General features: G+C 41.2%; 12 protein-coding genes and 1 riboswitch. Of the genes, 4 read left to right on the top strand and 8 right to left on the bottom strand.

All coding sequences use genetic code 11. The features are described from left to right. Positions 1 to 4 precede the first annotated feature (4 nt). Positions 5 to 559 (top strand): peptide deformylase, encoded by a 555-nt coding sequence (gene def / locus E2R53_RS08405; protein ID WP_133311343.1) that lies wholly within the window; start codon positions 5 to 7, stop codon positions 557 to 559. 77 nt (positions 560 to 636) lie between these two features. On the opposite strand, the gene E2R53_RS08410 is transcribed toward def, so the two are convergent. Next, the gene (locus E2R53_RS08410; protein WP_133311344.1) at positions 637 to 1,407 is read right to left on the bottom strand and encodes a Cof-type HAD-IIB family hydrolase; all 771 of its coding nucleotides are present in this window, start codon (positions 1,405 to 1,407) and stop codon (positions 637 to 639) included. A 444-nt stretch (positions 1,408 to 1,851) separates the two neighbouring features. Here E2R53_RS08410 and E2R53_RS08415 point away from each other — a divergent pair, with 444 nt between their 5' ends. From E2R53_RS08415 to E2R53_RS23175, 3 genes are all read left to right on the top strand, one after another. Then, positions 1,852 to 2,061: a DNA-dependent RNA polymerase subunit epsilon gene (locus tag E2R53_RS08415; RefSeq protein ID WP_133311345.1), complete on the top strand. Its 210-nt coding sequence runs from the start codon at positions 1,852 to 1,854 to the stop codon at positions 2,059 to 2,061. A gap of 5 nt (positions 2,062 to 2,066) precedes the next feature. Next, positions 2,067 to 3,734 carry a ribonuclease J1 gene (rnjA, locus tag E2R53_RS08420; RefSeq protein ID WP_133311346.1) on the top strand — a complete coding sequence of 556 codons (1,668 nt, stop codon included), beginning with the start codon at positions 2,067 to 2,069 and terminating at the stop codon, positions 3,732 to 3,734. Positions 3,735 to 3,890: 156 nt separating this feature from the next. Then, on the top strand, positions 3,891 to 4,040 hold the full coding sequence (locus E2R53_RS23175; RefSeq protein ID WP_165970927.1) for a hypothetical protein: 150 nt from the start codon (positions 3,891 to 3,893) through the stop codon (positions 4,038 to 4,040). 79 nt (positions 4,041 to 4,119) lie between these two features. On the opposite strand, the gene ade is transcribed toward E2R53_RS23175, so the two are convergent. The 7 genes from ade to E2R53_RS08455 all read right to left on the bottom strand — a co-directional run bounded on the left by ade (position 4,120) and on the right by E2R53_RS08455 (position 12,425). Next, entirely contained in the window at positions 4,120 to 5,847 is a 1,728-nt protein-coding gene (gene ade / locus E2R53_RS08425) for an adenine deaminase (RefSeq protein WP_133311347.1), read from the bottom strand. Between the two features lie 55 nt (positions 5,848 to 5,902). Further along, positions 5,903 to 6,004: riboswitch (purine riboswitch) on the bottom strand. Positions 6,005 to 6,476: 472 nt separating this feature from the next. Continuing rightward, positions 6,477 to 7,139, bottom strand: coding sequence for a potassium channel family protein (locus tag E2R53_RS08430; protein WP_070878984.1), 663 nt, complete (start codon positions 7,137 to 7,139; stop codon positions 6,477 to 6,479). A gap of 77 nt (positions 7,140 to 7,216) precedes the next feature. Then, entirely contained in the window at positions 7,217 to 8,230 is a 1,014-nt protein-coding gene (locus tag E2R53_RS08435) for a cytochrome d ubiquinol oxidase subunit II (RefSeq protein WP_133311348.1), read from the bottom strand. A 15-nt stretch (positions 8,231 to 8,245) separates the two neighbouring features. Continuing rightward, complete coding sequence (locus tag E2R53_RS08440; protein WP_286166113.1) at positions 8,246 to 9,574, bottom strand: cytochrome ubiquinol oxidase subunit I; 1,329 nt, start codon at positions 9,572 to 9,574, stop codon at positions 8,246 to 8,248. A gap of 132 nt (positions 9,575 to 9,706) precedes the next feature. Beyond that, positions 9,707 to 10,567 carry a gamma-glutamylcyclotransferase gene (locus tag E2R53_RS08445; protein WP_133311349.1) on the bottom strand — a complete coding sequence of 287 codons (861 nt, stop codon included), beginning with the start codon at positions 10,565 to 10,567 and terminating at the stop codon, positions 9,707 to 9,709. Positions 10,568 to 10,582: 15 nt separating this feature from the next. Next, a complete protein-coding gene (locus E2R53_RS08450; protein ID WP_133311350.1) occupies positions 10,583 to 11,890 on the bottom strand; it encodes an ATP-binding protein in 1,308 nt (435 codons plus the stop codon). Positions 11,891 to 11,972: 82 nt separating this feature from the next. Further along, positions 11,973 to 12,425, bottom strand: a complete 453-nt coding sequence (locus tag E2R53_RS08455; RefSeq protein WP_133311351.1) for a DUF6884 domain-containing protein — start codon at positions 12,423 to 12,425, stop codon at positions 11,973 to 11,975. Between the last annotated feature and the right edge of the window lie 443 nt (positions 12,426 to 12,868).

Raw genomic sequence — 12,868 nt, forward strand, 5'->3', positions numbered from 1 at the left:
CCCCGTGATTACAATGGATGATATTATAAGGGAAGGCCATCCGGCACTTCGCAAGGCGGCAGAAGAAGTTGCCATGCCTCCTTCTGATGAAGACAAAAAAACATTGCAGGATTTACTTGATTATGTTTCTAACAGTCAAAATCCTGAAATGATTGAAAAATACGGCTTAAGACCTGGAATAGGACTTGCTGCACCGCAAATAAACGTTTCAAAACGGATGATTGCCATTCGGCTGACAGATGAAAAAGGAATTTTGCACAGTTATGCATTATTTAATCCGAAAATTGTCAGCCATTCTATTGAAAAAAGCTACTTAACAAGCGGTGAAGGCTGCCTGTCTGTTGACCGCCCTGTACCGGGATATGTGCCCCGCCATGCAAGAATCCGCGTGAAAGCCGTATCGCTTGAAGGCGAAGAACTCGATTTAAGGCTCCGCGGTCTGCTGTCTATTGTGTTTCAGCATGAAATTGATCATTTAAATGGCATTATGTTTTATGACCATATGAATGAGAAAGATCCTATGCAGGAACCCGAAGGCGCCATTGCCATTGAACGCTGAAAAAACCTGTCTGCATGATGAGCAGACAGGTTTTTTAGTTAAAAGATTTTAGTGCGGGACAAAGCTAAAACACAGTCCTACAGCAGTCCCACTTTTTTCAGTCCATTTAGGATGCCGTCCTGATTTACATCAGTCGTCACTTCATCTGCAAGCTCTTTCAGCTCAGGCACCGCATTACCCATCGCTACTCCTGTGCCGACATATTTAATCATTTCAAGATCATTCAATCCATCACCGAAGGCATATACATCTTGCTTCTCGATCTCAAGGCGCTCCATCAGCTTTTTGATGCCTTCAGCCTTTGAGCCTCCGAACGGAAGAATATCAGTGGCAAGCTCGTGCCAGCGGATAATATGAAAATCTTCATATTTTTTATAATCTTCTTCTTCGCCTTCTTTACAGAAAAGAAGCGTTTGATAAATTTCGCGATTGCGGTAAAAATCCGCATCCTGCTCCGGATGCATAAACTTCAGACTGCCCATGCTTTCGTGAATATAAGGGTGATCTGACTCTGTTGACATCATAGTATCATCACTCATAAAGACTAACGGATGATTTGAAGTGCGTGCAAATTCATATAATTCTTCCAGTCTTTCTGTATTAAGCGGATTTTTATAAATGACTTTTCCTTCAAATACAACAAACTGTCCATTAAAACTGACAAAGGAATCGATTCCAAGCTCTTGTCTAAGATCCTCAAACATGAAAGGCGCCCTGCCTGTTGCGATGGCAACATGGTGACCTGCTTTTTTTAAATCTTCGATGGCTGTCCGTGTCGAATCCGGTATTTCTTTATCATGATTTAATAAAGTGCCGTCTATATCAAAAAATATGACTTTTCCGTTCATAAAAAACGTCCCCTAACCTGTTTGAATTAATCAACCATAACTAGACTCATAATAAAGGAAAATTTTTCGCTTCTCAACAGAAAACGTTTAACCTCTTCACATTTAACCATGAAAAACAATTATTTTCCACAAATATCCATGTTAACTTTCCTTTTTATCACATATACTAAGTCTGGCAGATTCACGAGGGTTCGGCACACATCTAATTGGACAAGATAAGGAGTGAGACAGAAATGATGAAAAGATTGCGACGCAGAATAAGATCTCAATGGAATAATATTCTCGGCAGAAAAACAATGGCTTAACAAAAACCCCTTCTATAAATAGAGGGTTTTTTTTCTAATAGAAACAGGCCCAGCGCTTATGAGGGTTGGCTTAGGGAAGATTATCGCATATAATAGAACAAGTTAGTCTAACATACGGCAGTTAAGGAGAGATTTGGCAATGCTATACAAAGTTTATTATCAGGAGAAATTAAATCAGGTTCCTGTCCGCGAAAAAACGAAAACCCTTTTTATTGAAGCTAAAACAGAGGGTGACGCAAGAAATAAACTAAAAGACCGCTTTTACAATATTGAATTTATTCAATCGGTTGAAGGCGCTTTTCTTGAATACGAAAAACAAAACGAAAACTTTAAAGTATTGGAGATTTGATTTTTATGAAATTTGTTAAAAATGATCAAGTTGCGGTATTTGCACTTGGTGGACTCGGAGAAATCGGAAAGAACACGTACGGTGTCCAGTTCCAGGACGAGATCATTATGATTGATGCCGGCATTAAATTCCCTGAAGAGGAATTGCTTGGAATTGACTACGTCATTCCGGATTACACGTATTTAGTAAAAAATGAAGATAAGATTAAAGGTCTTTTCATTACACATGGCCATGAAGATCACATCGGCGGCATCCCTTATCTTCTCAAGCAAGTAAATGTGCCTATTTACGGAGGCAAGCTTGCACTCGGCTTAATCCGCAACAAGCTTGAAGAGCATGGTTTATTGCGTCAGGCTAAATTATATGAAATAAAAGAAGATGACATCATTAAATTCAGAAAAACGTCCGTTACCTTCTTCAGAACTACACACAGCATCCCGGATTCGTACGGCATCGTTGTAAAAACACCGCCTGGAAATATCGTACATACAGGAGATTTCAAATTCGACTTTACACCAGTTGGAGAACCTGCAAACTTGACGAAAATGGCTGAAATCGGCAAAGAGGGCGTGTTGTGCTTGCTTTCAGACAGCACAAACAGTGAAATTCCTCACTTTACAATGTCAGAGCGCCGCGTAGGCGAAAGCATCCAGGAGATCTTCCGAAAAGTAGATGGCCGCGTGATCTTCGCCACATTCGCATCAAACATTCACAGACTTCAGCAAGTAGTTGAAGCAGCTGTTCAGCATAACCGTAAAATTGCCGTTTTTGGCCGCAGTATGGAATCTGCGATTGCAATCGGTCAAGATCTCGGATACATTCAATGTCCAAAAGAAACATTTGTTGAACCCCATGAAATTAACCGCCTTCCTGCTAATAAAGTGACTATTTTATGTACAGGAAGCCAGGGTGAGCCGATGGCCGCTCTTTCCAGAATTGCAAATGGCACACACCGCCAGATTCAAATCATTCCTGGAGATACAGTGGTATTTTCTTCTTCTCCGATCCCTGGAAACACGATCAGTGTAAGCAGAACGATCAACCAGCTTTTCCGTGCAGGTGCTGAAGTCATCCACGGTCCTTTAAGCGATGTTCATACATCAGGCCACGGCGGACAGGAAGAGCAAAAGCTGATGCTTCGTTTAATGAAGCCGGAATATTTCATGCCGATTCATGGTGAGTACCGCATGCAGATTATGCACTCAAGACTTGCCAAGGACTGCGGTGTAGCTGAAGAAAACTGTTTTATCATGGATAATGGCGAAGTTCTTGCCCTCAGCGACCGCGAAGTATCGGTTGCCGGAAAAATCCCTTCTGGCTCTGTCTATATTGACGGAAGCGGAATTGGCGATATCGGAAACATCGTATTGCGTGACCGCCGCATCCTTTCAGAAGAGGGATTAGTCATTGTCGTAGTGAGCATTAATATGAAAGAATTTAAAATTTCTGCAGGCCCTGACATCATCTCACGCGGCTTCGTTTACATGAGAGAATCAGGAGATCTTATTAATGATGCACAAGTGCTGATTACGAAACATTTAAATAAAGTAATGGAACGCCGCACAAGCCAATGGTCTGAAATTAAAAATGAAATTACAGACACGCTTGCGCCTTTCCTTTACGAAAAAACGAAACGCCGTCCGATGATTTTACCTATCATTATGGAGGTGTAAGCAGACAGGCTGCCGGTATTCCGGCAGCTTTTTTGGATAAGAAATTCTGTCATAAAGTGCTCTCTATCATATTGAAGAAACAGAAACTATACTGTATAATGAACTGTACTGACCGTTCAGTCAAATTTGAAGATGATAGAAAGGTAGTGCCTATCAATGAAAAAGCCATCCTCTCTTGAAAAATTCGTACAGCGTTTAAAAGATACAGGGGTCAAAGCAGAGCTCATCAGCCCTGCCACAAAAAAAGTTGTGACTCTCCTGCATTTAGACGGCAAGCAAATGAAACAATATCCATTAGAGCAATAAGCTTTATTCGCATGAAGCTCCTTCATGGTCATACATAAATGCAAACAACCGGCCTCATTATGAGACCGGTTTTTCATATTCAGTATTCTAAATGGGCAAAAGAAGTTACATCAAAGATTCCCTGACAAGTTATTTTTAATTCCGGAATAACTGGAAGCCCAAGAAAAGATAACGTTAAGAATGGATTAAAAGTGTCAGGCAAGCCTGCCTTTTTTAATGCTTCATTTATAGAATGCAGGCCGAGCAGCACTTCATCATATGACTTATCAGACATTAAACCAGAAATGGAAAGCGGAAGCTGTGCGAGAATGTTTCCATCCTGTACAACGGCCAATCCTCCTGCACTCGATTTCAGCACTTGGAGAGCAAGCAGCAAGTCTGCATCATTCGTACCTGCTGCAATAAGGTTATGAGAATCATGCGCGATCGACGTTGCGATCGCCCCTCTTTTCAGCTGAAACCCTTTTACAATGCCTTTTCCGATCAATCCCGTTTTCTTATGGCGTTCAGCCATGATCAGTTTTAAATGATCAAGCTTAGTGGAAGGATGGAAAATCCCGTCGCTTACATTTGTTTGATCGTATATTTTTCTAGTCACAAGCTGATTGGGAATGATTTCAATAATGGGCACCGGCTGATCTTTTGTAATAAGCAGTTCCAGGTCAGAAGGCTGTAATTCATGGAGATGAACTGTATTTAATAAGTCAGCAGGTGTTGTCAATGATTGATGCTCATCCGCTTTTACCTTACCATCGCGCGCAGCTAATTTCCCAGCTTTATATACTTGCTCGATCTGAAAATCGTTTAGGTTATTTACTACCAGAAGATCCGCTTCATAACCAGGTGCGACAGCTCCCTTATCTTTTAAACCGTAGCATTCAGCTGCATTTAATGTTGCCATTTGTATGGCTGCAGCAGGATCAGCTCCATGCTGCACAGCAAGCCTTATATTATGATCGATGCTGCCTTCTGCTGCTAAATCATCCAAATGCTTATCATCCGTGCAAAATAAAAATCGTCTGGAATTGTGCACATTTACAGCACCAATGACATTGGGAAGATCTTTTGCAACGGAACCCTGTCTAATCAGCACATACATACCGCGCTGCACTCTCTCTATTGCCTCTTCCGCATTCGTCACTTCATGATCTGTCATAATTCCCGCTGAGCGATAGACATTGATCATATCTGCCGGGAGCCCTGCCATATGTCCGTCGATCACTCGCGAGTGGCGCGATGTCATCTCGAGCTTATTCAGCATGCTTTCAGAAGCGGTTTGGACAGCGACATAATCCATGACTTCTGCCAGGCCAATGACTCGATCATGCTTAAAAAGCGGTTCTAAATCATCAGCTTCCAATCTTGCCCCTGCATGTTCAAAGCTTGTGGCAGGCACACTGGACGGCAGCATCACATAAACATCAAGCAATAGTCCGTCTGAGCTGTCCAGCATATATTGAATCCCTTTAACACCTGATACATTCGCGATCTCGTGCGGATCGGCAATGACCGTTGTTACGCCATGAGGCAGAACCACTTTTGCAAACTCATGCGGAGGAACCATCGATGATTCAATATGAACATGGCCATCAATTAATCCTGGACAAAGATATTTCCCGCTTACATCAATTTCCTCCATTCCGTCATAATTTCCTATGCCGACAATTGTTCCATTTGTGACGGCAACATCGCCCTTTAAAATGTCGTGATTGAATACATCCACAATCTGCGCATTTTTAAAAACGGTATCTGCTTTTTTTCTTTTTGTACTTCCTTCAATTGATTGTCTGATTTCTTCTTTTTTCATTAAAAAACCCCCTCGCTATTTGGAGGAGTGAGATAAAATAAGGCAACGGAAAAAGCCCTTTTTATTCATTCCTCGTAGTCAAACTTTTTACGGCAGTTCGGTAGAAACTCTTGGACCATATTTCCAATATTATACGAGTGCATGAAATTAAGTATTTAGTAACATATAGTAAGGGGTAATAAGCTATCAGTCAACGGTTTTAGTTTCCGTTTTAAATTTTTTTATTATGTGGTATGATAAACAAAAAGTTGAATAACATAAAAATGACCGCAAGTGCAGCAACACTTACGGCCATGCATACATTCGGTCCCGCGTCCGGGGTCGGCCATTTTAATCATTCAAATAAAACAGACCTCACCCGCAACTGACAAAGCTGGGAGGTCTATTTTTTCTGGTCAAACGACATAATGGCTATGATAAGCGTAGCAAATGAAATCGCAAAAGTTAAACTCTCATAGACTGTCACCCGGGCATCACCCCCTTTTCCTTGCTTCACAGAGAAAAGAGACAGGGGCTAGCCGACCACCCATATGTTCACGAATGTATACATCTTCCATTATACCACAATCCGCAAAGAACAAACGTTCCATTGCTCATCAAAAAAAGACACCTAAAGTGTCTTCTTCTGATCAAGATTCTAAAACCCGTTTTTCAAACCTGTCGATATCTGTATCTGCACCAATCACAATTAAAATATCATCTTTTTGAATCACTTCATCTGCCTGAGGAGTTACAAATATTTCTTTGCCTCTTTTGATGGCAACGATGTTTATTCCGTATTTAGCGCGAATATCAAGGTCAATTAATGTATTTCCAGACAGTTTATTGTTGACAACAATCTCGACAATACTGTGCTCGTCGGAAAGTTCAAGATAATCAAGGACATTATTCGAGATCAGATTATGCGCAATTCTTCGGCCCATGTCTCTCTCTGGATGAACGATCTGATCGGCTCCAATTTTCCGTAAAATCTTCTCATGATAATCATTTTGTGCTTTAACAGTGATGAATTTCACTCCGAGTTCTTTCAGCATCAGAGTTGTTAAAATACTTGACTGAATATTATCTCCAATCGCGACGATAACGTGATCGAAATTGCGGATGCCAAGGCTTTTTAACACAGCTTCGTCAGTTGAATCGCCGACAACTGCATGGGAAGCAATATTGGCATATTCATTCACTTTATCTTCATCCATATCGATGGCCATTACTTCCATGCCCTCTTCACTCAATTCACGGCATATACTGCCTCCAAAACGCCCAAGCCCAATAACTGCAAAATCCTTTTTCATATGTACGTTCCTCCAGCCATCATACTATAAACAATTTTTAACATAACTTTATTCCTAATTTAAAAAAATTACAAGCTTTACTTTTTGCCCTTTACATATTCTGCATCAAATAAAAACAGGCGCAAGAGTAGAACAAGCGATGGAATCAAAAGCAGCAGCCCGGCTATAAAAACGATAACAAGTGTAATTCCCATCGTTTCATTCGTATATCCGGAATAAATGGTCACAAACGGGTCCAGAATGTACGGCAAATGAGACGCCCCATACCCGAAAAAGGCAAAGAAAAATTGCAGCATCACCATTATAAAGGCCGTACCAAGATTCTTTCTTTTATAGATTAACCAGACGGATGCCATAAAAAACAAGAGAGACAATCCGAACGTCCACCAAAGATCGAGCGCTTGGCTAAAATGACGGGGATTGTGCTGCTGCAGAGAAAGAAAAACAAGAAAACTTGCAAGGATTGTAGGCGGTGCCCAAAACAGCGCAAACCTTCTTAGCAGCGACAAAGCTTTGCTGTCCGAAGCACGATCTGCATAATAGGTTAAAAAAGAAGCACTGATAAACAGTACGGAAACAATGGCAAGAAACACTACACTCCATGAATAAAAACTTGTAAACAACTCGTGTGCGAGAAAGACGACAGTGCCATTTCGCTCTTCTAAAAATCCCCCTTCTGATATAGAAAGAGCTGTAGACAGGGAAGCGGGAATCAGAAGTCCTGTGGCCCCATATATAAACGTATAAAAAAGACTGTCTTTAGCTCCGTAGTTCCCAAATGCGTAAAACGAGCCGCGGATAGCTATTAAAACCAGCGCTATGCTTCCCGGAACGAGCAGCGCTGTGCCATAATAATAGGCTGTTTGCGGGAAAAAACCTACGATTCCAACAAAAAAGAAGACGAAAAAGACATTTGTCACTTCCCACACTGGAGATAAATAGCGGCTGATTAAGTTATTCACGATATCATCCCGCTTGGTCAGCTGCGCATAAAAAGCGAAGAAACCAGCTCCAAAGTCTATAGAAGCAACAATTAAATATCCGTACAGAAAGATCCACAGAACCGTCATGCCAATGATCGGAATATCCATTTAGACTTCTCCCTCCTATTTAAACCGGTACTCAAGCTCCGCTTCTGCCGGGTTTTCTTTGAACATGCGCCTTAGCACAATGATGCACAGTGTTCCAAGCAGAGTGTAAAGTCCGAAGAACATCAGAAACATTAATCCTACATGGTCAGATGTCGTCGCTCCTTCAGCTACCTTCATATACCCTCTGAGAATCCATGGCTGACGCCCTACCTCAGCAAAAATCCAGCCCGCCTCGATCGCAATCATGGAGAGCGGTCCGGCTGCTACAATCGGCCATAATAGCCATGACTGAAAGCCGCGAAGCCTCTTTATTTTTCCAAATAGAACAAACAGCATGGAAAGTCCCAGACCAAACATCCCAATGGTTACCATTACATCAAACATATAGTGAATCCAAAGCGGGGGTCTTAAGTTTTCTTCAATTTCATTTAATCCCGTTACTTCTGCATTAAAATCATTGAACGATAAAAAGCTGAGCATTTTAGGAATTCTGATTTCATTGCTTATTTCTCCGTCTTCATTCAAGGTGCCATATAAAATCAAATCAGCTCCCGCTTCTGTTTCGAAATGCCATTCTCCCGCTGCCAGCTTTTCAGGCTGATGCTCTGCCAAAAATTTTGCAGACAGATCACCAGCAAGCGCTGTTCCCAGTGAAAAGACAAGTGCCGAGACCATCGTCACCTGCAGAGCTTTACGGTGATAGTCTGTTCTTCTTCCTTTAAGAATCATAAATGCTGTTATAGCAGCGAGCACAAACGCTGAAGTCATGTACGAAGACATCAGCACATGAAAGACTTTTGAAGGCGCCGCAGGGTTAAACATGGCCGCAATCGGATCAATTCCGGTAATTGTTCTGCCATTCAGCGTAAATCCCTGAGGAGTATTCATAAACGCATTAACTGTAGTGATAAAAACGGCCGACATAGACGATCCTATAATAATCGGAATGGAAATCAGCCAGTGGTAAATCGGTTTTTTAAACCTGTCCCATGTATAAAGATAGATTCCCAGAAAGATTGCCTCAAAGAAAAAAGCGAAGGTCTCCATAAATAGCGGCAAGGCAATAACCTGTCCGGCTATTTCCATGAAACTCGGCCAGAGTAAAGATAACTGCAATCCAATACATGTTCCGGTGACCACCCCTACTGCCACTGTTACAACAAACCCCCTTGTCCAGCGCCTGGCAAGCAGGATATAGTGGGGATCTTTTTTTCTGATACCCATCCACTCGGCTATCGATATTAAAACAGGCACTCCGACTCCAATCGTTGCAAAAATAATGTGAAAGGCAAGTGTCAATGTCGTAAGCATCCGGCTAAGTATGACGCTATCAAGTTCAGCCAAAGGGCCACATCTCCTTTTTAGTGTTCTAATGCTCTTATATCACAGATTCTAAACTCCAAAACATGCAAACTTTGTGATGCGCTGAACATGTTTTTGAATGATGATAGGCAAAGAAGATTTCTCTTCTGCCTATCAAGGTTTATATTCGGGAAGAGCGTTCATATATGCACGGATTTTTTCGACATAATCATCTCCAAGTCTTCCTTCAGCACCTCTCAGTATTTCTGTGGAGTAATGGCTTGGAGGACGGAATTCTTCTTTCTTCTGAATAACAGTAAAGGTAAGGCACTGTTCATACACCTTGCCTCCTATTTCCACACGGATGAAGGCTGGACGATACATTTTAGAGTCTACACCTTCACGCATGTATAGATAGTCCACAGCTTCCTCAGGTACACGATATAAAATGCCTTCAGCACCTCCGCCGTCTTCAACTAAATCAGCCCGGCCCCCGTCTTCCATCGTGACAGTGAATTTAACAGAGTACTTTTCTGATTTTCCGCCGCCGATAACATCTGCAAAATGATCCTCAACAGCCGCTTTTTGAAAACGTTCTGTATCCATGCATGAGCCATAGGCAAAATAAAACGTTTCAGCCGGAGGATTCAAGATGAATTGATATTCTTTCCAATCTCCGCTCTTTATTTTCTTCATCCCTTCAGCCTGCTCAGGCTTTATCACATAACAAAATGCATCATGTGCCAATGTATCGGTATAGACCCGGACAGGAACAAATTCAAACAGGCTGTCATTTGCTTCCGGTCCCCTGTACCCTTCTAATTTATGAATCTCAGGAAGAAGATCCTCATCAATTTCATAGAGCTCTCCGTATACTGTATCCTGGTCTACAGTCATCGCTGGATAACCTTCATTCGAATCAAACAGCGAACCATTTGTCCAGGCTTGTTCGGCAATGCACGTTCCCTGCTTTATATAATGATGATTTTTCTCCATATAACGCAGTGTCCCATAAACAAACAAATGACAGTTCATCTTACCAATCTCCTCTTAAACGGGTTCTAATATAGATTTTCGATTGACAACAGGCAGGACAACTTCAAAGGTGGTCCCATTATTTAAGCTGCTGTTTACATTGATATGGCCGTAATGGTCTTTTATGATTCTTAAGCATACGGTCAGGCCAAGACCAGTTCCTTTTTCTTTTGTAGAATAGAAAGGTTCGCCAAGTTTTGAGATTTTTTCTTTAGGAATACCCATCCCGTCATCTTCAATTGAAATGATCACAGCCTCGCCTTTAAGTCTGCAGCTCATGTGGATATTCCCTCCATTTGGCATTGCTTCAATGGCGTTTTTGATCAGATTGATAAATACCTGCTTAAGTTGATTTTCATCACAATCAACAATAATTTCTTCGGCAGGAAAGCTTTTTTGAAGCTGAATATTATGTAAAATGGCATTAGATTCAATCAGCACAGCCACCTGCTCCAAAATGGAAACCATATTCTTTTCTCTGAAATGAATCGCCTGCGGTTTAGCCAATACAAGCATCTCGCTTAAGACCAGCTCAATTCTCTTGATTTCTCCAAAGATAATATCAAAGTAGGAATCTTTGTCAGGAAATTCATTTTTAATAAGCTGCAGAAAACCGCTGATGGATGTAAGAGGATTCCTCACCTCATGGGCAATTCCGGCAGCAAGCTGTCCGGCAATCGACAGTTTTTGGGATTTCAGTGCAAGATGCTCATTCATCTCTCTCCATTCCCGCTCTTCAAGCTTTCTGTCTGTAATGTCCTGGATTGTTCCGACTGTTCCAATCAAATAGCCTTCATTATCATAGTACATTTTAAAATGAACATAAGCATAAAATTCCCCGCCGCTTTTCTTGCGATAGGATGTTTCGAGCCTTCCCTCTACCCGTTTCGAAGCCGTATAGTCAGCAAGCGTGCTTCTCACTCTCTTTTTTTCCTCAAAAGTGATGTAATGATAAAAGCTTGTATACAAACTTTCAGAACGTTCATAACCTGTTACATCCGTCCACGCAGGGTTTAAGTAGATAAAGTTCCCTTCACCATCAGTTTGAAACACCACTTCCTGGATGTTCTCAAGGACCATCTTTGTCTCGTCAAGCAGGTTTTTATAGCGGCGCTGGCTTTCGCTCAGCTGCTGAATCAACAGCTTGGAATGGTCAAAATAAGTTCCCAGTTTCCAGACAACAGCCAAGATGATGACACAGAATAAACTGCTGTACAGCAGCGGAACGGACTTACTTCCAAAGATAAAGTCAAAGATATTCCATAAAATCAGAAGACATACAGCCAGTAAAGTTATTATTATTCTGCCCGCATATTTGTTCATCGCAGCACCTTTTCGGGTTCTATTTTTTTCAGTATACCATTTTCTGATTTATCAGCATATTCTGACGCTTGTTTTACATCTATTAATCATGCAGACTATGTTCAGTCAGTACTGCTTTTTTCAGCATTTGCTGCATATAACCGATTCCTCTGCAATCCTGAAGCGGATAAATGAATTTTCCTTTAAGCGTATTTTCTGCAATAGGCTTGAATTTCTTCCCTCCAAGTACAACAAACTCTTCAAATTGATGAAGGTTCTTTTCATCTGCCTGCATCTGAAGTTTATCAAGTTTTATTACTTCTTCTGTTTTCATACTGAAAGAGACATTATAATTGCCGGGTACTAAATCCTCAGGAAATAAAAATCCATGTTTCGCAGAAAGAATAACCCAGTCATCAAAAAACATTTCTGCATACTGGCGGCAGAGCAAATGAAAGGTCCCTGTATAGGCATTTTCAGCTTCAACATGTCCAAGATGGGGCTCCTTATCCCAAATTTTTTTATTTCCGCATGGTATTATGCATAGCTGCTTCAATTTCGATTCTCCTTTTTTGAGAGATAAGAAAGTATAAAATTTTACCTTGCGATGGTTAGCGAAATCGCCCAGGCTCCTTGGCCAGAACGGATCCGAGAGTATTGGCAAAAAGCGCCTTTTCTGTAGGATCCTAATCTGTCATGCCTGCGTTAAACGGGCAATTCCGCTTTTCTTATAATGATGCTGCTTCCTAATAGCCTTTATAGGTTTATAGACAAGTCTACTAGTTGAATATATTTCTTTTTTAGCAGAAGAAACCGTTTTCTGTCCGCTGATTATCACAGATTAAGATTATTAAATAAATACCCCCCTTTAAGCTATATCTATACCTACATTTAAATATTATTTTAGGGCATTTATGAAGATTTCATTTCTGCATAATAAAAAGAGTCAAGTTCTATCACTTTTAAGCCTAAGGATCAGGGTATCCCTGCTCCTATAGG

Source organism: Peribacillus frigoritolerans (genome assembly GCF_004358755.1).
GTDB lineage: Bacteria > Bacillota > Bacilli > Bacillales > Bacillaceae > Bacillus_P.

Coding starts and splice junctions, on each gene's coding strand:
- E2R53_RS08410 (WP_133311344.1), bottom strand. CDS start 1,407: ATGAACGGAAAAGTCATATTTTTTGATATAGACGGCACTTTATTAAAT.
- E2R53_RS08415 (WP_133311345.1), top strand. CDS start 1,852: ATGCTATACAAAGTTTATTATCAGGAGAAATTAAATCAGGTTCCTGTC.
- rnjA (WP_133311346.1), top strand. CDS start 2,067: ATGAAATTTGTTAAAAATGATCAAGTTGCGGTATTTGCACTTGGTGGA.
- E2R53_RS23175 (WP_165970927.1), top strand. CDS start 3,891: ATGAAAAAGCCATCCTCTCTTGAAAAATTCGTACAGCGTTTAAAAGAT.
- ade (WP_133311347.1), bottom strand. CDS start 5,847: ATGAAAAAAGAAGAAATCAGACAATCAATTGAAGGAAGTACAAAAAGA.
- E2R53_RS08430 (WP_070878984.1), bottom strand. CDS start 7,139: ATGAAAAAGGATTTTGCAGTTATTGGGCTTGGGCGTTTTGGAGGCAGT.
- E2R53_RS08435 (WP_133311348.1), bottom strand. CDS start 8,230: ATGGATATTCCGATCATTGGCATGACGGTTCTGTGGATCTTTCTGTAC.
- E2R53_RS08445 (WP_133311349.1), bottom strand. CDS start 10,567: ATGAACTGTCATTTGTTTGTTTATGGGACACTGCGTTATATGGAGAAA.
- E2R53_RS08450 (WP_133311350.1), bottom strand. CDS start 11,890: ATGAACAAATATGCGGGCAGAATAATAATAACTTTACTGGCTGTATGT.